The organism is Curvibacter cyanobacteriorum (genome assembly GCF_028649475.1).
In the GTDB taxonomy this organism is placed as follows: Bacteria; Pseudomonadota; Gammaproteobacteria; order Burkholderiales; family Burkholderiaceae_C; genus Curvibacter; species Curvibacter cyanobacteriorum.
Genome location: NZ_JAQSIP010000005.1, coordinates 318,842 through 338,810 on the forward strand (window position 1 = coordinate 318,842; position 19,969 = coordinate 338,810).

Genomic DNA, 19,969 nt, shown 5'->3' on the forward strand with positions numbered 1-19,969 from the left:
TTTGAATCGGTCCAGCGCACGGTGGGGTTCAGTGTTCAGGCCGGGGCCCCGTGGGACGGGGCGGAGGGGGGCGGTGCCGGGGGCAGGTCCAGCCGCACCTCAAGCCCGGGGTTGGGGCCCGCCGCACGACCGGGGGCCGGCGAGTGCAGGCTGATCTGTCCCCCCTGGCGCTCGACGATGGTGCTGACGATGGACAGGCCCAGCCCGTAGCCGGGCTGGGGCGGGTGGCGAGCGCCTGCGGTGGGGGCAGGGGTGCCGGGGTCGGCGTGGCCTTGCTGGTGGCGCTGCAGCAGCTCGGCCTGGCGGTCCGGCGCCATGCCTGGGCCTTGGTCGCTGACGCTCAGCCGGGCGGGCAGCGCCACGCGCAGCACGATGGGGCCGTGCGGGGCGTAGCGGACGGCGTTTTCCAGCAGGTTGCGCAGCACGATGGCCAGCGCGTCGGCATCGCCCAGGGCCACCGCATCGCCGTGCTCGGGCACTTGCAGTTGCAGCCGGTCCATCATGGCCGGGTCGAGCCAGAACTCCTGTGCCACGGCGGCGGCCAGCGGGCTCAGGGCCACGGGCTCGCGGGCCAGTGTGGCGCCCGATTCGGCGCGCGACATCTGCAGCAGCTTTTCGGCACGCCGGCTCAGCTGGGCCAGCGCGTCCTGTGCTTTTTGCAGCTCCTGGCGCAGCACGGCATCGGGCTGCTGGCCGATCAGGTCCTGCAGGCCCTGCAGGCGCAGCTGGGTGGTGGCCAGCGGGGTGCGCAGCTCGTGGGCCGCGTTGGCGGCCAGCGCGCGCTCGGTGTCCAGCGCGCCGGCCAGGCGCTGCAGCAGGTGGTTGCTGCGTTCGGTGATCAGCAGCAGCTCGGCCGGCAGGCCCGCACTGGACAAGGGGCTGAGGTTGCGGTCACTGCGCTCGCGGATCTGGTCGGCCAGGGTGGCCACGCTGGCCAGTTCACGGCGGGTGATGTGGCGGATCATCAGCGCCAGCACCGGCAGCAGGCCGAGCAGGGGCAGCATCAGCGACAGCACGATGTCGATCTGCGTGTGGCGCCGGTGGCCGCGCGCGTCGGCCACATGGATGCGCGCCTGGCTGTCCGGGTGCGTCAGGCTGAAGACGCGCCAGTCGCCTTGCTCGGTGAAGCCATAGCGCACGTCGGGCGCCAGCACCTGGTCGGGGGCGTCGTTGGAGCGCAGCAGCAGGGTGCCGTCGGGGCTGGTGATCTGGTAGATCAGGTGGTGCGGTTCGATGTGCAGCGGAAAGTCGCTGCTGCGCTGTGGTGGGGCGTTGCCCAGCACCAGACCGGCGCCGTGTTCGGCCAGTTCGTGGTTGACCAGGTCGAGCAGGCGCCAGGCGCTCTCGGACAGCGCGCTGTCGTAGACGTCGTTGACCTCGGTGCGCACGTACCAGGTGGTGCCCAGGGCGGTCATCAGCCACAGGCCGCTGACCCACAGCACCAGGGCGCGGCTCAGGCGCGTGACGAGGCTGCCAGGGGCCTTGGACGCAGGCGGGCTCATGGGGTCTGGCCGGCCAGGCGGTAGCCGAGGCCGCGCAGGGTCTGGATGCGCTCGCGGCCGATCTTGCGCCGCAGTTTGCTGATGAACACCTCCAGCGTGTTGCTGTCGGTGTCGTCGTCAAAGCCGTACAGCGCGTCGAGCAGGCTGTCGCGGCTGTGGATGCGTTCGGGCCGGCTGGCCATGACGCGCAGCAGGGCCCATTCCTTGGCGGTGAGCTCAACCGGTTGGCCGTCCAGCAGCACGCGGTCGCGTGCCAGGTCGATGGCCAGGTTGCCCAGTTGCAGCACCGCGCCGTGCTGGCCGCCACCGCTGCCGCGGCGGCGCTCGACCGCGCGCAGGCGGGCCAGCAGTTCGTCGGGGTCAAAGGGCTTGACCAGGTAGTCGTCGGCCCCGGCGTCGAGGCCGCGGATGCGGTCGGTGATCTGGTCGCGTGCGGTCAGGATGATGACGCTGCAATCCGGGTAATGGCGCTGCAGCAGCGGCAGCAGGCTGAGCCCGTCGCCGTCGGGCAGGTGCAGGTCGAGCAGCAGGGCCCCCCAATGCGCCGCGGGCAGGGCGGCGCGGGCCTGGGCCAGCGTGGCGGCGGTGTCCACCACAAAGCCCTTGCCGCGCAGGAACGCGGTCAAGGCTTCCGCCAGGGGGGCATCGTCTTCAATCAGCAGCAGTCGCACGCAAGGCCTTTGGTAGTGGGCCTGGATCTGAACATGGACAGCTGAACCAGACCTGAACCCGGTGCGGTGGATTCTGCCTCAGCCCGCGCGGGGCGGGCGGGCCGAGGGGGCGTGTGCTGCGCCTTGAGGTCGTTGGCCCGTGGGGGGCCGAGGCGACCGCCCCGGGGCGGGGGCCCAGGACGGCGCGGGTGCGCGAGTGCCCGGGCTTACAGGGTCGGGTAGTCGGTGTAACCCGCTTCGCCGCCACCGTAGTAGGTGGCGCGGTTGCCTTCGTTGTACGGGCCGTTGCGGCGCAGGCGCTCCACCAGGTCCGGGTTGGCGATGAAGGGGCGGCCAAAGGCCACGATGTCGGCGCCCGCGGCCACGGCGGCGTCGGCCAGTTCGCGGGTGTAGCTGTTGTTGACCATCCAGGCGGCCTGGCCCCCGGCGGCGCGGTAGGCGGCCTTGGCGGCCACGTAGTCAAAGGGGCGGTCGGCCAGTTCGCGCGGGCCGCCCGTGGCGCCTTCGATGATGTGCACATAGGCCAGGCCCAGCGGGGCCAGTTCGCGCAGCACGTACTCGAACAGCGGCTGCGGGTCGGCGTCGATGACGTCGTTGGCTGGGGTCACGGGCGACAGGCGGATGCCGGTCTTGTCACCCCCGATCTCGGCACAGATGGCGCGCGTGACTTCGAGCAACAGGCGGGCGCGGTTCTCGATCGAGCCGCCGTAGGCATCGGTGCGGTGGTTGCTGCCGGTCTTGAGGAACTGGTCGATCAGGTAGCCGTTGGCGGCGTGGATTTCGACGCCGTCAAAGCCCGCGTCGATGGCGGCACGCGCGGCGCGGCGGTAGTCCTCGACGATGCCGGGCAGTTCGCTGAGTTCGAGGGCGCGCGGGGTGGAGGTTTCGACAAAGCCCGGCACGCCGTCCTTGATCAGCACGGTCTTGGTGTTGGCCCGGATGGCCGACGGGGCGACCGGGGCCCCGTGGTTCGGTTGCAGATCGGTGTGCGAGACGCGGCCCACATGCCACAGCTGCACCACGATCTTGCCGCCAGCCGCGTGCACGGCCTCGGTGACGCGCTGCCAGCCCGCCACTTGCTCGGGGGCGTACAGGCCGGGCACATCGGCGTAGCCCTGGCCTTGGTGGCTGATGGCCGTGGCTTCGGTGATCAGCAGGCCGGCGCTGGCGCGCTGGGCGTAGTAGGTGGCCGTGATGGCGGCGGGCACCGCACCCGGGGCGCGGTTGCGCGTCAGCGGGGCCATGGCGATGCGGTTGGCGAGCTTCAGGCTGCCGGCCTGGACGGGGTCAAAAAGGGTGGTCATGGACAAAGGGTTCCTGGAAAACAGTGACTGAACAAATGGGGTTGGAGCGCTCGAACACCAGGCCCACAGCGTAGCCCGCGGCGAAAGGACGTGCTTGTGCAGGATCATGCACAAGGTGCTAGGCACGGCGCTGTCACCTCGGCGGCCGGGGTGGGGCCGACCGACCGGGGTGTCGCCTGCGTTGCGCCTTGGTGGCCGACAGGCCCTAAAGTGGCGGCATGCCAAGACAACACAGCGCGGCGCGCTGATGGAGACACCCCATGGCCTCACCCCCCGCGGCGCCCGGGTCCAGCCCCCACCCGCCCTCGGCCCCCGGGCCCGCCGCGGCGGGTCCCGGTGCATCGGCCGATGCCACCGCAACGCCCCCATCGGCCCACCCGGCCCAGGCGGCCCAGGCGGCCCCCGATGGCGCGGCGCGCTTGCCCGCCACCGCCTTGGCCCTGGCCCTGTCCTTGGGGGCGGCGGTGTCGCTGGGCATCACGCGCTTTTCCTACGGCTTGTTGCTGCCCACCATGCGTGCCGACCTCGACTGGTCCTACGCGCTGGCCGGCGCCATGAACACCGCCAATGCCCTGGGTTACCTGCTGGGCGCGCTGGCCATGCCGGCGCTGTTGCGTCGCCATGGCCCCGAGCGCCTGTTGTTGGGCGGCGCGCTGCTGGCCAGTGGTTTCATGGCCTGGAGCGGTTGGGTCACCGAGGCCGGGCCCCTGTTGCTGCAGCGTTGGCTGGCCGGGGCCGCGAGTGCCCTGGTGTTCGTGGCCGGGGGGCTGTTGGCGGCCCGCCTGGGCACGTTGCAGCCGCGCCGCGCGGGCTGGTTGTTGGGCCTGTACTACGGTGGCACCGGCTTTGGCATTGTGTTGTCGGCCTTCCTGGTGCCCGCGGTGCTGGAGGCGGCGGCGGCCCAGGCCCACGCCTGGCGCTACGCGTGGTGGGCCCTGGCGGCCGCGAGTCTGCTGGCCAGCGTGGTGCTGGCCTGGCCGGCCCAGCGCCTGCAGCAGTGGTTGCCGGCGGCCCCTGCGTCGGCCCAGGCGGCCCCGCGGCTGGCCTGGCGACCGCTGGCGCCGGCGCTGCTGGGCTACACCGCGTTCGGCGTTGGCTACATCGGCTACATGACCTTTGTCATCGCGGTGTTGCGTGAACAGGGGGTGTCCCCGCCGCGCATCACCTTGTTCTATGCGCTGCTGGGCGCCGCGGTGCTGGCATCGTCGCGGCTGTGGGCGGGCTTGCTCGACCGGGCCCGTGGCGGGGGCGCGCTGGCCACGCTCAATGCCTTGCTGGGGGTGGCGGCCATCATCCCCGCCTGGACGGCCTGGTGGCCCGCCTTGCTGGCCTCGGGCCTGTTGTTCGGCGGGGTGTTCTTGTCGGTGGTGGCATCGACCACGGCGCTGGTGCGGCACAACCTGCCCGCACCGCTGTGGGGGGCCGGTATCACGGCGTTCACGGTGGTGTTTGCCTTGGGGCAGATCCTGGGGCCCACCGCGGTGGGCTGGATTGCCGATGGCCCGGGCGGGCTGCTGCGTGGGCTGGTGTTCTCAGCGCTGGCGCTGTGGCTCGGGGCCGGCCTGGCCTGGCGTCAGAAGCCCCTGCCCAAGCCGGTTTGAGCGGCATGGGGCGGACTGGCGGCCGGGGTTCCCCTGGACCAACGATCTGGATCAACGGCGTCAGCGGATGCGCGACGGTATTGGTAAGACCCTGCTTTGCAGAGTTGAGGGTGACCACCATAATGACCCGACAAACCAATCTAGCGGGGAGATTTTCATGAGCGAGCGCGACGAGGTCAGCGGCCGCCCGGTGGTGCTTGTCGTCGACGACATGCCGGACAACCTGACCGTGTTGGGTGAACTGTTGCAAGCCGACTACCGAGTGCGCGCCGCCAACTCGGGTGCCGCGGCCTTGCGACTGGCCGCCAGCGAGCCGCAGCCCGACCTGATCCTGCTCGACGTCATGATGCCCGGCATGGATGGGCTGGAGGTGCTGCGTCAACTGCAGGCCAACCCCGCGCTCAAACATATTCCGGTGCTGTTCGTCACCGCCATGGACGACACCGCCGACGAGGCGCATGGCCTGGCGCTGGGGGCGCTGGACTACATCACCAAACCGCTGCGACCGGCCATCGTCAAGGCCCGGGTGCGCACCCAGCTGGAGCTCAAGCGCGCGCGCGACCTGCTGGCGCGTCAGAACGCCAGCCTCGAGGCCGAGGTGGCGCGGCGCATGGCCGAGAACCAGCGCATCCAGCACATCAGCATCCACGCGCTGGCCCGCCTGGCCGAAACCCGCGACCCCGAAACCGGCAACCACCTGCTGCGCACCCAGTCCTATGTGCGCCTGCTGGGCGAGGCCCTGGCGCAGCACCCCCGCTTCAGTGACGAACTGAACCCGGTGACGATCGAGAAGATTGCCAAGTCGGCCCCGCTGCACGACATCGGCAAGGTGGGCATCCCTGACCAGGTGCTGCTCAAGCCCGGCAAGCTCAACCCCGACGAGTGGACGCTCATGAAGACCCACGCGCTGCTCGGGGCCACCGCCATCGAGCGCGCCGAGCAGGACCTGGCCGACGAGGGGGGCCCGCCGATTGACTTCCTGGCCTACGCCAAGCAGATCGCGCGCCACCACCACGAGCGTTGGGACGGCCAGGGCTACCCCGACGGGCTGGCCGGTGACGCCATCCCGGTGGCGGCCCGCCTGATGGCGCTGGCCGATGTGTTTGATGCGCTGATCTCGCGCCGCGTGTACAAGCCGCCGTTCTCGTTTGAGGTCGCCCGCGACCTGATCCTGGCCGACGCCGGGCGCCAGTTCGACCCCGATGTCTGCGCGGCCTTCGCCCAGCTCTACCCCGAGTTCTGTGCCGTGGCCGAGCGCTACATCGACACCGAGGAGGCGGTGGCCGCCAAGTACAGCAGCCTGGGGGGGGCGGCTTGAGTCGCCCACCGGGCCCGGCACCTGCGGGGCGGCCCGCAGCGGCCACCCCACGCCGTCGCTTGCTTGGCCAGTGCGCTCTGGCACTGGCCGCGGCCACGGTGTTGTTGGGCGCGGCCGGGCTGTGGCAGGACGGTTCGGTGCAGCGCGTTGAGGCCGCCGGCGTCTTGCGCGTGGGCTATGCGGTGGAGGCCCCCTACGCCGACCTGGGCCCCAAGGGCGACGTCACGGGCGAGTCGCCCGAGAGCGCCCGCCGCATCGCGGTGGCCGCGGGCCTGCCCCGCATCGAATGGGTGCAGACCGAGTTCGACAAGCTGATTTCGGGCTTGCTCGCGCGTCGCTTTGATGTGGTGGCCGCGGGCCTGTTCATCACCCCGGAGCGCAGTCGGCAGGTGCTGTTCTCTGACCCTTCCCTGTGCGTGCGTCCCGGCTGGCTGGTGCGCCTGGACAACCCCTTGCGGCTGCAGGGCAGCTACGAAGACATGATCGGCCAGCACGGCTTTCGCATCGCCGTGCTGCAAGGCTCGGTGGAAGCCGAGCGCCTGGCACCGCGGGGCGAGTTGCTGAGCTTGCCGGACGCCCAGTCGGGTCGGCTCGCCGTGCTGCAGGGCCTGGCCCCGGCGCTGGCCTTGTCCTGGCCCACGGTGCGCCAACTGGCGCTGGAGCCGCCCGGTCGCCTGCTGGCCTTGCCGGCCGCGGCGAGTGCGTCGAGCCCATCGGTCGTGGCGCAGGGCAGTCGCCCACCCTGCGCGCCCGATGCCGATCGGGTGGCCTTTGCCTTTCACCCCGAAGACCGTGCCTTGCAGGCGCGCTGGAACCAAGCCCAGGCGGGCTTTCTGGGCCAGCCCGAGCACCTGCAGATCCTGAACCGGTTTGGCTTGAGCGCCGACGACCTGCCGGCCTCCGTCCAAGCCCCCCGCAGCCACTGACCGCCCATGACCTCTGCCCCCCGGATCCCTCTGTTGACGCGTTACCGGGTGCCCCGGCGGCTGGTGGTGCTGGTCCTGACCTCGGTGCTGGTGTGTGCCGCCATGGGGGGCTTGCACGCCTACCAGCAAAAGCGCCTGGGGCAGGCCTACCAGCGGGTGCAGGCGCTGGCCCAAGCCAATGACGACCTGGTGCAGGGCTTTTTGCACCTGACCCTGGCCGACGGCTCGGACACCCCTTGGCAAGCCGCCCGCGGCGAGGTGCTGCTGGCCCAGGCCCTGCGCGAATACGACCTGGTGTTGTTGACCCTGCCCGAGCCGCCCCCGGGCGAGGTCGGTCTGCAAGCCGAGCTGGCCGAGTTGCGCTCGCTGCTGGCGCTGCGCGTGTCGCCCGCCGCGTCGACGGGACGGCAAACCGCCCAGGACCTGCCCCTGCGCCTGGCGCTGCACCGCTTGCAAGACCAGGCCGACAGGCTGTCGCAGTGGCTGCAACAGCGCACCGAAGCCCTGTCCCGGCGCCTGAACCAGGCCTTCTACCTGGCGCTGGCCGCGTCCCTGTTGCTGTGGCTGGCGATCAGCCAGGCCATGCTGCGCTCGGACCGCCTGCGGGCCTCGGTGCTGCAGCGGCTGCGCGACAGCGAGGCCCGGCAGCGCACCATGGTCGAAGCGCTCAGCGAAGGGGTGCTGGTGTTCTCGCTCGAGCGCCAGGTGGTGGCCGGCAACCCGTCGGCCGAGCGCATCCTGGGCCATGCGCTGCAGGACATGCAACAGTGGCCGCTGGAGCGCTGGGATGTGGTCGACGACGCCGGCCAGCCGCTGGGCCCGGACGACCTGCCCCTGAGCCGTGCGCTGCACAGTGGCGCGCCGGTGCACAACACCTTGTTGGGTTGCTCACCGCAGGGCGGCGAGCGCCTGTGGCTGAACGTCAATGCCCAGCCCCTGCGGGATCCCCTCAGCGGGGCGCTGGACGGGGTGTTGCTGTCTTTCACCGACGTCACCGAGGCGCGTCGCACCGCGGCCGAACTGGCCCAGCACCGCGAACACCTCGAGTCGCTGGTCGAGGCCCGCACGCGCGACCTGCACCAGGCGGTCGAGGCGCGGCTGGCCAGCGAGACCCGGGCCCAGATCGTGACCGACAACCAACCCGAATTGGTGGCCTATTGGGACCGGGAGCTGCGCCTGCGCTTTGCCAACCGCGCCTACCTCGATTGGTTTGGTTGCACGGCCGACCAGGTGCTGGGCAAGACCGTCACCGAAGTGCTTGGCGAAGCCTTCTTTTTGCACCAGAAGCCGTTGATTGAACGCATTTTGGCCGGCGAAAAGCTCATCAGCGACTACGAGATGCCGGGCGGCGGGGGCCGTTCGGCGCACTTTTTGGTCACCCGCCTGCCCGACTGGCGCGGCGACGAGGTGCAGGGCTACTATTTCTTTGCCACCAACGTGACCCCGCTCAAAGAGTCCGAGGCCCGCCAGCAGCAGCTCAACCAGAGCCTGCGCGAAACCGAGCAGTTCTTGCGCCTGGTGGCCGACAACATCCCGGGGCGGGTGGCGTACTGGGGGGCCGACACGCGCTGCAAGTTCGTCAACAGCGGCTTTTGCGAGTGGTACGGCGTGGACCGTGATCGCGTCATCGGTCAGACGCTGGAGGAGATTTTTGGCAGTGACCGGCGCCAGCGTCTGGGCCACCATGTGGAGGCGGCGCTGGCCGGCGAGCCGCAGCATTTCGAGCGCGCCGAGACCAGCGTCAGCGGCCGCTTTGCCATCACCCAGCTGCACTACGTGCCCGATTGGCGCGAGGGCGTGGTGCAGGGCTTTTTTGTGCTGGCGACCGACATCACCGCGATCAAGCAGGGCGAGCAGCAGCTGCGCGAACTCAACGAGGAACTGGCCCAGGCGCGCGACCGGGCCGAGGGCGCAGCGCGCGCCAAGGGCGCCTTCCTGGCCAACATGAGCCACGAGATCCGCACCCCGATGAACGCGATCATCGGCCTCACCTACCTGCTGCAGCGTGACCTGGACGACCCGCTGGCGCGCGAGCGCCTGGGCAAGGTCGACGACGCGGCACGCCACCTGCTGGGCATCATCAGCGACATCCTCGACCTGTCCAAGATCGAGGCCGGCAAGCTGACGCTGGAGTCGATGGACTTCGCGCTCGACACCCTGCTGTCGCGCACCTGCTCCCTGGTGCTGGACCGGGCACGGGAGAAAAGCCTGGAGCTGGTGCTCGACACCGAGGGCCTGCCCGCGATGGTGCGTGGCGACCCGACCCGCTTGTCCCAGGCCCTGCTCAACCTGCTGAGCAATGCGGTCAAGTTCACCGAGCGCGGCTCGGTGCTGCTGCGGGCCCGTTGCCGCCCTGTCGACGGGGGCGCCGAGCCCGGCGGCTGGCAATTGCGATTCGATGTGGTGGACACCGGCATCGGCATCGCCCCCGACCGGCTGCCCCACATGTTCAGTGCTTTCGAGCAGGCCGACACGTCGACCACACGGCGCTTTGGCGGTACCGGCCTGGGCCTGGCCATCACGCGGCACCTGGTGCAGCTCATGGGCGGCGAGGTGGGGGTGGTCAGCACGCCCCACCGCGGCAGCAACTTCTGGATCACGGTGCAGCTTCAATCGGCCTCCGTGCAGCCCGAGCCCGTGTCCTTGCAAGGCCTGGCAGGTCTGCGCGCACTGCTGGTGGACGACCTGCGTGAGGCCCGCGAGGCCCTGACCGAGATGCTGCGCCAACTGGGCCTGCGCGCCGATGCGGCGGCGTCAGGGCAGGAGGCGCTGGCGCTGACCGGGCAGGCCGAGGCCGCGGGGGACCCTTACAGCGTGGTGCTGCTGGACTGGCTGATGCCCGGCATGGATGGCCTGCAGACCATCCGCGCGCTGCGGGCCCAGCATGGGCTGAGCGCACCGGCCTGCCTGCTGGTCAGCGCGGCACCCGACCGCCAGGTGCGCGACGAGGCGCGCTCGCTCGGCGTGCCCCTGGTGCTGGAGAAGCCCGTGTCCAGCTCGACCCTGCTCGACAACCTGCTGCTGCTGGTGAGCCCGGTGCGCGACAGCCTGCGCGCCTTGCCCCAGCAGTGGGCCGGGCAGGCGGGGCAACCGCGCTTCCTGGGCGCCAAGGTCTTGCTGGTGGAAGACAACGCCGTCAACCGCGAGGTGGCCTGCGAGTTGCTGAGTTCGGCGGGCTTGCAGGTCAGCACCGCGGACTCGGGCTTGAGCGCGGTTCAGCGACTGGAAGAGGGCTTGCCGGCGCTGCCCGACCTGGTGCTGATGGACTTGCAGATGCCTGGCATGGACGGCTTGCAGGCCACGCGCATCCTGCGCGGCACGCCAGCCTTTGCCCAGTTGCCCATCGTGGCCATGACGGCCAACGCCTTTGCCGAGGTGCGCAGCAACTGCCTTGAGGCCGGCATGAACGACTTTGTGGCCAAACCGGTGGACCCGCCCACGCTGTACCGCACCCTGATGCGCTGGTTGCCAGTGCAGGCCAGCGAGCCCGCCGCACCCGAGCCCGGTCCTGACGTGGCAGATGCCGATGCCGACGCGGTGGCCGGTGCGGGCGCCGCGCCCAGGGTTGAGCTGTCGCCCGACTTGCTGGATCAGTTGGAGCAGGCCCTGCGCGAGGGCGCTTTTGATGCGGCGGCGTTGTTCCGGGAACACGCATCGGCCTTGACCCAGGCCTTTGGCGAGGCCGCGGCCCGGCTGGACCTGATGCTGCGCCGCTACGACCACGAACAGGCGCTGGCCTTGTTGCAGGACCTGCGTGCCTCGGCCCGGGCCCGGGGGCGCGGGGGCGACGCCGACCAGGCAGCCGCGCTCAGCGATCCGGCTGGGTCAGCTGCTCCAGGCGTTGCAGGTAGTGCAGCGCCTGGGCCTGGTTGAGGCCGCACATCTCGGCCGAGGGCTGCAGCTGGGCGCAGACCGCGGGGCGCTCGGGGTGGCCAAAAATGAGGCAACGCTCGTCGGGCCCCAGCTGAATGCAGCGGGTGTTGGCGGGCTTGCCCTGGGGCATGCCCGGGATGGCGCTGCTGATCGAGGGGGCGGTGCAGCAGGCACCGCAGCCGGGGCGGCAGTCCATGTCAGACCCGTCCCAGGGATCGGTGTTTCACGTGAAACATGGTTTGGCGCCCGGTGCCAGGGCGCCGGCAGGCACGCACTGTCACGGCCCGGTGGGACAAGGGGAGGGGGGCGAAAGTCGTCATGGCTGCCATTGTGGGGCCCGCGCTGGCGCAGCCAACCCACCGCGCCGCCGTGAGGGCTTTGCCCCGGATTCGCGCTCGCGGGGCCACCCCGGTAAAATCAGGGGTTTCGGGCCCCCGGCCCTCCGCTGCAAGCCTTTGTGGCGGCCTCGTCTGTCTTGGGCTTCACGAGCCCCGCACCCACCATGTTGTACCCACAAGAATTCGATGTCATCGTCGTCGGCGGAGGCCATGCCGGCACCGAGGCGGCCCTGGCCGCAGCCCGCATGGGCTGCAAAACCCTGCTGCTCTCGCACAACATCGAGACCCTGGGCCAGATGAGCTGCAACCCCTCGATCGGCGGCATCGGCAAGGGCCACCTGGTCAAGGAAGTGGACGCCCTGGGCGGCGCCATGGCCCTGGCCACCGACGAGGGCGGCATCCAGTTCCGCATCTTGAACAGCTCCAAGGGCCCGGCCGTGCGCGCCACGCGGGCCCAGGCCGACCGCATTCTGTACAAGGCCGCGATCCGCCGCATGCTGGAGAACCAGCCCAACCTGTGGCTGTTCCAGCAGGCGGTGGACGACCTGATGGTCGAGGGCGACCGCGTGGTGGGGGCCGTCACCCAGGTGGGCATCCGCTTCCGTTCGCGCACCGTCGTGCTGACCGCGGGCACCTTCCTTGACGGCAAGATCCATGTGGGCTTGAACAACTACGCCGCGGGCCGCGCGGGGGACCCGCCCGCCGTCACGCTGTCGTCGCGCCTCAAGGAGCTCAAGCTGCCGCAAGGCCGCCTCAAGACCGGCACACCGCCGCGCATCGACGGCCGCAGCATCGACTTCAGCAAATGCACCGAGCAGCCTGGCGATGGCGTGCCGGGTGGCCTGCCGGGCGCGGTGCCGGTGTTCAGCTTCATGGGCAAAGCGTCCATGCACCCGCAGCAAATGCCGTGCTGGATCACGCACACCAACGCGCGCACGCACGACATCATCCGCAGTGGTTTTGACCGCAGCCCCATGTTCACCGGCAAGATCGAGGGCATTGGCCCGCGCTACTGCCCCAGCGTCGAAGACAAGATCAACCGCTTTGCCGACAAGGACAGCCACCAGATCTTCCTGGAGCCCGAGGGCCTGACCACGCACGAGTACTACCCCAACGGCATCAGCACCAGCCTGCCGTTCGACATCCAGTACGACCTGGTGCGCAGCATGGTGGGCCTGGAGAACGCCCACATCCTGCGCCCGGGCTATGCGATCGAGTACGACTACTTTGACCCGCGCTCGCTCAAGAGCAGCTTCGAGACGCGCCAGATTGCGGGCCTGTTCTTTGCCGGTCAGATCAATGGCACCACGGGTTACGAAGAGGCCGCGGCCCAGGGTTTGTTCGCCGGCATCAACGCCGCGCTGCAATGCCGGGGCGAAGCCGCCTGGCTGCCGGGCCGCGACGAGGCTTACCTGGGCGTGCTGGTGGACGACCTGATCACCAAGGGGGTGACCGAGCCCTACCGCATGTTCACCAGCCGCGCCGAGTTCCGGCTGCAGCTGCGCGAGGACAACGCCGACATGCGACTGACCGAGATCGGCCGCCGCATGGGCCTGGTGGACGACGCGCGCTGGGCCGCCTTCAGCCGCAAGCAGGAGGCTGTTTCACGTGAAACAGAGCGCCTGCGCAGCACCTGGGTCAACCCGCGCAACCTGCCGGCCGCCGAGTCCGAGCGCGTGCTGGGCAAGTCCATCGAGCACGAATACAACCTGGCCGACCTGCTGCGCCGTCCCGATGTGAGCTACGCCGCCCTGATGTCGCTTGACGGTGGCAAGTACCTGCCCGTGGCCTCCGAGGCCACGCCGGCCGCGGTCCTGCCTGAGGTGCTGGGAGATTTGTACGAGCCCGTGGTCGAACAGATCGAGATCGCGGCCAAGTACTCGGGCTACATCGACCGCCAGCGCGACGAAGTGCAGCGCGCCGCGCACTACGAGAAGCTGCGCCTGCCGCCCGATCTGGACTACAGCCAGGTCACGGCCTTGTCCTTTGAAGTGCGGCAAAAGCTCAGCAAGCACCGGCCCGAGACCTTGGGGCTGGCCTCGCGCATCTCGGGGGTCACGCCAGCCGCCATCTCGCTGTTGATGATTCACCTCAAGAAGGGGGGTTTCAAAGGCTTCAGCACCGACGCCACGGCCGACGCCACCACCCCGGAAACGGCGGTGAACCCATGAGCCGCCCGCACGAAGCCGCGCTGCGCGCCGGCCTGAGCACCCTGGGACTGGAGCTGAGCGATGCCCAGGTGGGGCGCCTGCTGGACTACATGGCCCTGATCCAGAAATGGAACAAGGTCTACAACCTGACCTCGGTGCGCGACCCGGCCGAGATGCTGAGCCTGCACCTGCTCGACAGCCTGGCGGCGGTGCCGCCGTTGCAGCGCCACCTGGCCAGCCTGGGTGGGGCAGGGCGGCGCCTGCTCGATGTGGGCTCGGGGGGCGGTCTGCCAGGCGTGGTGTTTGCGATTTGCTGCCCCGATCTGTCGGTCAGCTGTGTCGACACGGTGGCCAAGAAGGCTGCCTTTGTGCAGCAGGTGGCCGCCGAGTTGAAGCTGTCCAACCTGCGCGGTGTGCATGCCCGGGTCGAAAACCTGACGGGCCCTTTTGATGTGGTCAGCTGCCGGGCTTTTGCCTCGCTGCCCGACTTTGTCACCTGGTCGCGTGCGGCCTTGGGTGAGGGCAGTGTCTGGCTGGCCATGAAGGCCAAGCACCCCGCCGATGAGCTGGCCGCTCTGCCTGCTGATGTGACCGTGTTTCACGTGGAACAACTGCAGGTGCCGACCCTCGATGTGGAGCGCTGCATCATCTGGATGAAGCCCCACTGAGCGCCCCGGCCCGCGGCATGGGCCGCCTGAGGCCCCGTCAGCCGGGCGGGGTCGGCCCGCTTTACAAGCCAGCCAGCGGTGGTTTCCCCCCGCTGTCTGGCTTGCTTGCTTTGGGGCCTCGCGTAAACTCGGCCGCTCAATTCCCGGAGAACCCCCATGTTTGGTATTGCTGATTACGGTGCGTTTGTGGCGACCATCGTCCTGTTTCTGGCCATCCCGGGACCGGGCAACCTGGCGCTGATCACCTCGACCAGCAAGGGGGGCGTGCGCGGCGGGCTGGGCGCCACGCTGGGGGTCATCGCGGGGGACCAGGTGCTGATGTGGCTGGCCGTGGCTGGCGTGGCGACCTTGCTGGCCGCCTGGCCGGTGGCTTTTCAGGCCGTGCAGTGGCTGGGCGCTGGCTACCTGGCCTGGCTTGGTTTTCGCATGTTGCGCGCGCAGCCCGGCGATGCCCCGGTGCTCAACATCCGCCCGAGCCAGTTCTTTCGCCAGGCCGCAGCCATCACCCTGCTGAACCCCAAGGCCATCATTTTCTACATGGCGTTTTTCCCGCTGTTCGTGGACCCGGCCCACCACCAGGGCCTGCTGACCTTCGGGGTCATGGCCGCCACCATCGCGGCGCTGACGTTCGCCTACGGCCTGATCGTGGTGCTGCTGACGCACCACCTGGCCTCCCGCCTGCGCGCCAACCCCGCCATCACCCGCGTGCTGGAGAAGCTGGCCGGGGTGTTCCTGATTGGCTTCGGCGTCAAGCTGGTCCTTTCCAAATAATTCGAAGAAACAAGTAGCTCCTCATGGCCAAGATTTTTTGTGTTGCCAATCAAAAGGGTGGGGTGGGCAAGACCACCACCACGGTGAACCTGTGCGCGGGCCTGGCGAAGATCGGCCAGCGCGTGCTGATGGTTGACCTGGACCCGCAGGGCAACGCCACCATGGGCTCGGGCATCGACAAGCGCCAGCTCACCATGTCGGTGTACGACGTGCTGATCGAGTCGGCCTCGGTGGCCGAAGCCAAGGTGCATTCCGAACCCTGCGGTTATGACGTGCTGGGCGCCAACCGCGAGCTGGCCGGTGCCGAGGTCGAACTGGTGCAGCTGGAGCGCCGCGAAAAGCGCCTCAAGACGGCCCTGGCCGAGGTCGATGCCCAGTACGACTTCGTGCTGATCGACTGCCCGCCCTCGCTGTCCATGCTGACCCTCAACGGCCTGTGCGCCGCCAACGGGGTGATCGTGCCCATGCAGTGCGAGTACTTTGCGCTGGAAGGCCTGACCGACCTGGTCAACACCATCAAGCAGGTGCATGCCAACCTCAACAAGGACCTGCAGATCATCGGTCTGCTGCGCGTCATGTTCGACCCCCGCATCACCTTGCAGCAGCAGGTCAGCGAACAGCTCAAGGCCCACTTTGGCGACAAGGTGTTCCACACCGTCATCCCGCGCAATGTGCGCCTGGCCGAAGCGCCCAGTTACGGCCTGCCCGGCGTGGTGTTCGACGCCCAGGCCAAGGGCAGCCAGGCCTTTGTTGAATTTGCCCAGGAGATGGTGGAACGCATCCGCACCATGTGAGCCCCGCGCCCTGACCGTCCTGTCCGCACCCCTGCCATGAACCCCTCTGACATCCTGATCCTGCCCGGCTGGCAAAACAGCGGCCCGGCCCACTGGCAAAGCCGCTGGGAAGCCCAGTGGGCCTACCACCGCGTGCAGCAGCACGACTGGCAGCGCCCGCTGCGTGGCGACTGGAACATCCAGCTCGAAGAAGCCGTGCTGGCCCGCTCCGGCCCGGTGCTGCTGGTGGCGCACAGCCTGGGCTGCGTGCTGGTGGCGGCCTGGGCCGCCCATTCGCGCAACACCCACCGCGTGGCCGGGGCCCTGCTGGTGGCGCCGCCCGACCTGGAGCGCGACGACCTGCGCCCCCTGCTGCCCAGCTGGACCCCGATCGAGCGCCGCCGCCTGCCGTTCCGCAGCACCCTGGTGGCCAGCAGCAACGACCCCTATGCGGCCGAGGCCCACGCCCAGGCCCTGGCCCAAGCCTGGGGCAGCGAGTACGTGGCCGCAGGCCCTGCCGGCCACCTCAACGCCGATTCCGGCCTGGGCGACTGGCCCGCGGGCCAGGCCCTGCTGCGCGCCTTGATGCCCGCCTGAGTGGCGGGGCCCGCCCCTTGAACCGAGATTGAAAGACGAGCAACCCATGGTGACCAAGAAACCCAAAGGCCTAGGCCGTGGACTGGAGGCCCTGCTGGGCCCCAAGGTGGATGAGCCCAGCAGCGACGGCGCGCCGCCGGCTGCCAACAGCGGCATGCCTGCCACCCTGTTGCTGGACCAGCTGGTGCCCGGCATCTACCAGCCCCGCACCCGCATGGACGAGGGCGCGCTGTACGAGCTGGCTGAAAGCATCAAGGCCCAGGGCATCATGCAGCCCATCCTGGTGCGCCGCCTGCAGTCGGGCCCGAACGACGGCAAGTACGAAATCATCGCCGGTGAGCGCCGTTTCCGCGCCTCGCGCCTGGCAGGCCTGGACAGCGTGCCGGTGCTGATCCGCGACGTGCCCGACGAGTCCGCTGCGGCCATGGCGCTGATCGAGAACATCCAGCGCGAAGACCTCAACCCGCTCGAAGAAGCCCAGGGCCTGCAGCGCCTGGTCAAGGAGTTTGGCCTGACCCACGAGCTGGCCGCCCAGGCGGTGGGCCGCTCGCGCAGCGCCGCCTCCAACCTGCTGCGCCTGCTCAACCTGGCCGAGCCGGTGCAGACCATGCTCATGGCCGGCGACCTGGACATGGGCCATGCCCGCTCGCTGCTGTCGCTGGACCGCGCGACCCAGATCACCGCGGCCAACCAGATCGTGGCCAAGAAGCTGTCGGTGCGTGAGGCCGAAGGCCTGGTCAAGAAGATCGGCGCCGAGTTCAGCCTGACCTCGCCCAAGGTCAGCGCCAAGGACAAGGAGAAATCGCGCGACCTGAAGCGCGTCGAAGAAGAGCTGTCCGACCTGCTGACAGCGGCGGTCGAGGTGCGCGTCAAGAAGCGCGTCAAGCGCCATGGCCAGGTCGAGCAGATGGGTGAGCTGGCGATCCAGTTTGGCTCGCTCGACGAACTCAATGGCCTGATCGAGCGCCTGCGCGCGCTCTGAGTCCGCGATGGCCCGCCAGCGCCCCCGTGCTCCCCGCAGTGCCGCCCGCGAGGCGGTGGAGCGGGCCGCGGCCCGCGCGGCCCCGCGCGCGGCGGCGCCACCGGGGTCGGCCTCAGATTTTGGCCCGCCTGAGGCGTTTTCGGCCCCGGTCGCCACCTCGCCCTTGCCCGCCGCGCCGCGCGCCCGCCTGAGCCTGCCTTGGCCCTTGCCGGCCCTGTTGGTGTGGGCCTCGGCCTGGGCGGTGTTCATCAGCCTGGCGCGCGCGGGGTGGGGGGTCGCGCTGGCCCTGCTGGCCGGCGCGGCGCTGGGGGTGGTGGGCAGTGTGCTGGGCCACAGCTGGTGGCGCCGCTTCATGCTGGCCCTGGGGTTTCCGCTGTCGCTGCTGGCCTCGGGCCTGGTCAGCCTGCCGGCCTGGCTGTGGCTGCTGCCGTTGGGCTTTGTGCTGCTGGTCTACCCCATCAATGCCTGGCGCGACGCGCCGATCTTTCCCACCCCCCTGGCGGCCCTCGACGGCTTGCCTGGTGTGATCGCGCTGGCCCCCGGTGCCCGCGTGCTCGACGCGGGTTGTGGTCTGGGGGCCGGTTTGCGCGCGCTGCGCCGCGCCTGGCCCGAGGCCGAGTTGCAGGGCCTCGAGTGGAGCTGGCCCCTGCGTTGGGCCTGTGCCTTGCGCTGCCCTTGGGCGCGGGTGCGGCGGGCCGACATCTGGCGTGCGTCCTGGGCCGACTACCAGGTGGTCTACCTGTTTCAGCGCCCCGAGAGCATGGCGCGTGCGCTGGCCAAGGCGCAGGCCGAGATGGCGCCCGGCAGCTGGCTGGTCAGCCTGGAGTTCGAGGTCGCCGGCCAGCCCTGCCACAGCCGCCTGCAAGCCCCGGACGGGCGCCCGGTCTGGGTCTACGCCCTCTGAGCCCGGGCCCAGGGGCCGGCCAGGCGCAACAAGCCCCGCGGCCTGGGCCGCGATGCTGGGCCAGGGGCTGGAGCGGCCCCGGCTGAGCGGTCTATGATCCCGCTCAACGGGGGGCTATCGGCCGCCGACGGCAGGCCCCTGTGGGGCGGCTGGGCCGGGGCGGTCGGTCGCCTTGCGCCGCCCCTGTTTGACCTGTGTCCCCGTGTCCGGAGGAATGCCATGAAACCCGTCCTGCTCACCTGGCTGCCGCTGTTGCTGAGCGTCGGTGCCGGGCTGCCCGGGGCGGCCGTGGCGGCGGCCCCGGCGGCCTCGGCAGGGGGCATGGTGGCCGTGCCACCCTCAGCCCCCCTGGGCCCGGCGGCGTTTTGGCCCCCCGAGCGCCAGTGGCAACGCCTGCGCGAGCGCACCGCTCAGGAGCCGGCCTTGGCGGCCTATGTGCAGGCCCAGTACCGCTGGGTGGCCCAGCACTGGGACCGTGCCCCCGGGGTGCCCGCCCGCCTGGCGCCCGAACCCGCGCCGACGCCCGAGGGCTTGGTCGAATTGCAGGCGCTGGGGTTTCTGTTTCAGATGACCGGCGAGGCGGCCTATGCGCAGCGTGCCAGCCAGGTGTTGCAGGCCTGGGCCGCACGGCTGCCACCGTCGGGCGAACCGCTGGAGGCCAGCCGGCTGGAACCCGCGCTGTGGGCCTACCGGCTGTTGCGCCCGGCTTTGCCCGCGCCGGAGCGGGCCCGCATCGACGCCTGGTGGCAGGCCTGGGCCCAGGCCCTGTGGGCCTCGCGCGACCTGAGCGGGCCCAGTGCCCAGGACCGACAGCACAGCCACCGCCTCAAGACCGTGGGCCTGATCGGCCTGGCCCTGGGTGATGCGGGCTGGGTGTCGCGCGTGCGCTTGGGGCTGCAGCAGCAGTTGATGGACAACCTGCTGCCCGACGGCGCCAGCCTCGACTACCAGGCCCGCCAACAACTGGCCGACCAGGTGGATGACCTGCGCGCCTTGCTGACCCTGGCGTTGGCCCTGCGCGGCAGCGGCCCCGACCTGTACCGCTGGGGCACGCCCAGCGGGGCGTCGATGGCGCACAGCGTGGCCTGGACGCTGGCCCGCGAGGCCGAGGCCCGGGGGCCGTCACCGCGGCGCAGCGCCGCCATCACAGGCCGCCCGGCGGCTGGCGCCTGGCAGGCCTTTGTGGTCCTGGTTCAGGCGCTGCAACCCGGCATGGTGCCCCCAGGCGCCGCCGGGGGCCCGGTGTTGACCGGCGTCCCGGGGGACGCCGATGACCTGGGTCTGGGCGACCTGGGCCGCGGCGTGGCCCTGCGCGCTTGGCTCAACAGCGTGGCTGGCGACCGCCTTCCGCCCTGAAAACCGCCTCGCGAAGGCGCTGGAACCCCCGTGGACAACCCTCTGGGCATTTAGTTCCGCCTTTCAAGCCTCCGATTGTTGCTAATTTAGAAATTCCTATTTGCTGCTCAGGTGGTTTTATTGATTGGGGTAAACACCTACAGTTACACCATCGATGAGCCGGAAGACAAATCAGGACGACTCACCGAACCAGGACGGCCCAAGCCACGGAGGCCTGCACCGACTGGATGTGTTT

General features: G+C 70.1%; 16 protein-coding genes. 12 read left to right on the forward strand and 4 right to left on the reverse strand.

The window, feature by feature from the left end; genetic code table 11:
* Positions 1–35: 35 nt before the first annotated feature.
* From PSQ40_RS13340 to PSQ40_RS13350, 3 genes are all read right to left on the reverse strand, one after another.
* Complete coding sequence (locus PSQ40_RS13340; RefSeq protein ID WP_273952023.1) at positions 36–1,502, reverse strand: sensor histidine kinase; 1,467 nt, start codon at positions 1,500–1,502, stop codon at positions 36–38.
* Positions 1,499–2,173, reverse strand: coding sequence for a response regulator (locus PSQ40_RS13345; RefSeq protein WP_273952024.1), 675 nt, complete (start codon positions 2,171–2,173; stop codon positions 1,499–1,501). Before PSQ40_RS13345 ends, PSQ40_RS13340 begins: the two co-directional genes overlap by 4 nt.
* Positions 2,174–2,379: 206 nt before the next feature.
* Positions 2,380–3,477, reverse strand: a complete 1,098-nt coding sequence (locus tag PSQ40_RS13350; RefSeq protein ID WP_273952025.1) for an alkene reductase — start codon at positions 3,475–3,477, stop codon at positions 2,380–2,382.
* A 260-nt stretch (positions 3,478–3,737) separates the two neighbouring features.
* Between PSQ40_RS13350 and PSQ40_RS13355 the strand changes: the two genes are divergently transcribed.
* The 4 genes from PSQ40_RS13355 to PSQ40_RS13370 all read left to right on the forward strand — a co-directional run bounded on the left by PSQ40_RS13355 (position 3,738) and on the right by PSQ40_RS13370 (position 11,195).
* Positions 3,738–5,078 (forward strand): YbfB/YjiJ family MFS transporter, encoded by a 1,341-nt coding sequence (locus PSQ40_RS13355; RefSeq protein ID WP_273952026.1) that lies wholly within the window; start codon positions 3,738–3,740, stop codon positions 5,076–5,078.
* Positions 5,079–5,235: 157 nt separating this feature from the next.
* Complete coding sequence (locus tag PSQ40_RS13360) at positions 5,236–6,396, forward strand: HD-GYP domain-containing protein (protein ID WP_273952027.1); 1,161 nt, start codon at positions 5,236–5,238, stop codon at positions 6,394–6,396.
* Positions 6,397–6,455: 59 nt separating this feature from the next.
* Positions 6,456–7,322, forward strand: coding sequence for a transporter substrate-binding domain-containing protein (locus PSQ40_RS13365; protein ID WP_273952028.1), 867 nt, complete (start codon positions 6,456–6,458; stop codon positions 7,320–7,322).
* Positions 7,323–7,328: 6 nt separating this feature from the next.
* Positions 7,329–11,195 carry a PAS domain-containing hybrid sensor histidine kinase/response regulator gene (locus PSQ40_RS13370; RefSeq protein ID WP_273952029.1) on the forward strand — a complete coding sequence of 1,289 codons (3,867 nt, stop codon included), beginning with the start codon at positions 7,329–7,331 and terminating at the stop codon, positions 11,193–11,195.
* On the opposite strand, the gene PSQ40_RS13375 is transcribed toward PSQ40_RS13370, so the two are convergent.
* Complete coding sequence (locus tag PSQ40_RS13375) at positions 11,131–11,391, reverse strand: YkgJ family cysteine cluster protein (protein ID WP_273952030.1); 261 nt, start codon at positions 11,389–11,391, stop codon at positions 11,131–11,133. The two genes, PSQ40_RS13370 and PSQ40_RS13375, sit on opposite strands and share 65 nt — an antisense overlap.
* A gap of 306 nt (positions 11,392–11,697) precedes the next feature.
* Here PSQ40_RS13375 and mnmG point away from each other — a divergent pair, with 306 nt between their 5' ends.
* The 8 genes from mnmG (at position 11,698) to PSQ40_RS13415 (ending at position 19,734) form a co-directional block, all read left to right on the forward strand.
* Positions 11,698–13,704 (forward strand): tRNA uridine-5-carboxymethylaminomethyl(34) synthesis enzyme MnmG, encoded by a 2,007-nt coding sequence (gene mnmG / locus PSQ40_RS13380; RefSeq protein WP_273952031.1) that lies wholly within the window; start codon positions 11,698–11,700, stop codon positions 13,702–13,704.
* Positions 13,701–14,351, forward strand: coding sequence for a 16S rRNA (guanine(527)-N(7))-methyltransferase RsmG (gene rsmG, locus PSQ40_RS13385; RefSeq protein ID WP_273952032.1), 651 nt, complete (start codon positions 13,701–13,703; stop codon positions 14,349–14,351). The genes mnmG and rsmG overlap by 4 nt, the downstream gene beginning before the upstream one ends.
* Positions 14,352–14,507: 156 nt before the next feature.
* Positions 14,508–15,122: a LysE family transporter gene (locus PSQ40_RS13390; protein ID WP_273952033.1), complete on the forward strand. Its 615-nt coding sequence runs from the start codon at positions 14,508–14,510 to the stop codon at positions 15,120–15,122.
* A 23-nt stretch (positions 15,123–15,145) separates the two neighbouring features.
* Positions 15,146–15,916 carry a ParA family protein gene (locus PSQ40_RS13395; protein WP_273952035.1) on the forward strand — a complete coding sequence of 257 codons (771 nt, stop codon included), beginning with the start codon at positions 15,146–15,148 and terminating at the stop codon, positions 15,914–15,916.
* Positions 15,917–15,952: 36 nt separating this feature from the next.
* On the forward strand, positions 15,953–16,492 hold the full coding sequence (locus PSQ40_RS13400) for an RBBP9/YdeN family alpha/beta hydrolase (RefSeq protein ID WP_273952036.1): 540 nt from the start codon (positions 15,953–15,955) through the stop codon (positions 16,490–16,492).
* Between the two features lie 46 nt (positions 16,493–16,538).
* Complete coding sequence (locus PSQ40_RS13405) at positions 16,539–17,474, forward strand: ParB/RepB/Spo0J family partition protein (RefSeq protein WP_273952037.1); 936 nt, start codon at positions 16,539–16,541, stop codon at positions 17,472–17,474.
* Positions 17,475–17,481: 7 nt separating this feature from the next.
* Positions 17,482–18,378 carry a class I SAM-dependent methyltransferase gene (locus PSQ40_RS13410; RefSeq protein WP_273952038.1) on the forward strand — a complete coding sequence of 299 codons (897 nt, stop codon included), beginning with the start codon at positions 17,482–17,484 and terminating at the stop codon, positions 18,376–18,378.
* Between the two features lie 219 nt (positions 18,379–18,597).
* Positions 18,598–19,734, forward strand: coding sequence for an alginate lyase family protein (locus PSQ40_RS13415; protein WP_273952039.1), 1,137 nt, complete (start codon positions 18,598–18,600; stop codon positions 19,732–19,734).
* Positions 19,735–19,969 lie beyond the last annotated feature (235 nt).